The organism is Parasphingopyxis sp. (assembly GCF_052168295.1).
Lineage (GTDB): Bacteria > Pseudomonadota > Alphaproteobacteria > Sphingomonadales > Sphingomonadaceae > Parasphingopyxis.
On sequence record NZ_JBQLZN010000057.1, the window covers coordinates 1 to 1,182 of the forward strand.

Sequence of the window (1,182 nt, forward strand, 5' to 3'; positions counted from 1 at the left end):
CGGCCATGATCATCAACAGCGCATGGTTGGCGATCACGAGATCGGCGCCCTCGGCCGCGCGGGCCGAGCGTTCGATGAAGCATTTCCGGTAATGCGGGCAACCGGCATAGACGCATTCGCCGCGCCGGTCGGTCAGCGCCGTCGCGCCGGCACGCCGGAACAGCGTCGGCAGCCAGCCTGGCAGGTCGCCGCCGACCATGTCGCCGTCCTTGCTGTAGGCCGCCCAGCGCGCCACGAGCTGTGCGAGTATCGCCGCCCGACCGGCAAAGCCGCCCTGCAGCGCGTCCTCAAGATTGAGCAGGCAAAGATAATTTTCGCGCCCCTTGCGCACGACGACCTTTTCGCGCCGCTCGGCCGGATCGGGAAAAATCTTCTCCGTCTCGCGGTCGAGTTGGCGTTGCAGCGCCTTGGTATAGGTCGAGAGCCAGACCGTGCCGTCCGCCTCTTCCGCCCAGAGCGCGGCGGGTGCGAGATAGCCGAGCGTTTTGCCGATCCCCGTCCCGGCTTCGGCGATCAGCATATTGGGTTTGCCCGCGGCCGGGCGCGGATCGAATATGCGCGAGGCCGTGCGCGTATAGTCGCGCTGCCCCTCGCGCCGCTCGGCATCTTCGCCGACCAGCCCTTCCAGCCTCTCTACCGCGCGATCTTCATCCATCTTTACCGTGCGCGGGGCGGGGCGCGGCGGCTGGTCTTCCCATTCCGGGAGCCGCGAGAACAGCCAGCGTTCCGCCTTTTGCGGTTTGGCGATCCGCTCCGCGACCGCCGCGGCCCATGGCCAGCGCAGGCGAAAGAGGCTCTGCGCTGCGCTCCACGCGCCCTCGCGCTCGCCCCAGCGCTCCCATTGCAGCGTATCGAGCAGATGCTTCGCCGCATCGAGCAGCAGCATCGCCGCATCCTCTTCCGTTTCGGGTACCGGCAGGCCGAGCGTGCGGGCGATGCCGGCCGGCGTCGGCACGGTAAAGCGCGCCGGATGGACGAAGGCGAACAGTTCGAGCAGGTCGAGGCCGGACAGTTCGGGATAGCCGAGCCGCTGCCCGGTCATCGGCGCGTTCAAGACGATCATCGGCGTTTCCGCCGCAGCGGAGATGGCCTCGCCGCGCGCGACCTCCCCGATTTCGCCATCGCCCGAGGCTATCCATATGCCGCCATGGGTGGCATGGAGCGCGCGATAGGGTAGAGGAG

Annotated in this window: 1 pseudogene; it reads right to left on the reverse strand. The window is 68.2% G+C overall.

Features of this window, described 5'->3' with window-relative positions:
• Positions 1–1,182, reverse strand: a pseudogene (locus ACTS1Z_RS09755) (ATP-dependent DNA helicase); the annotation flags it as partial.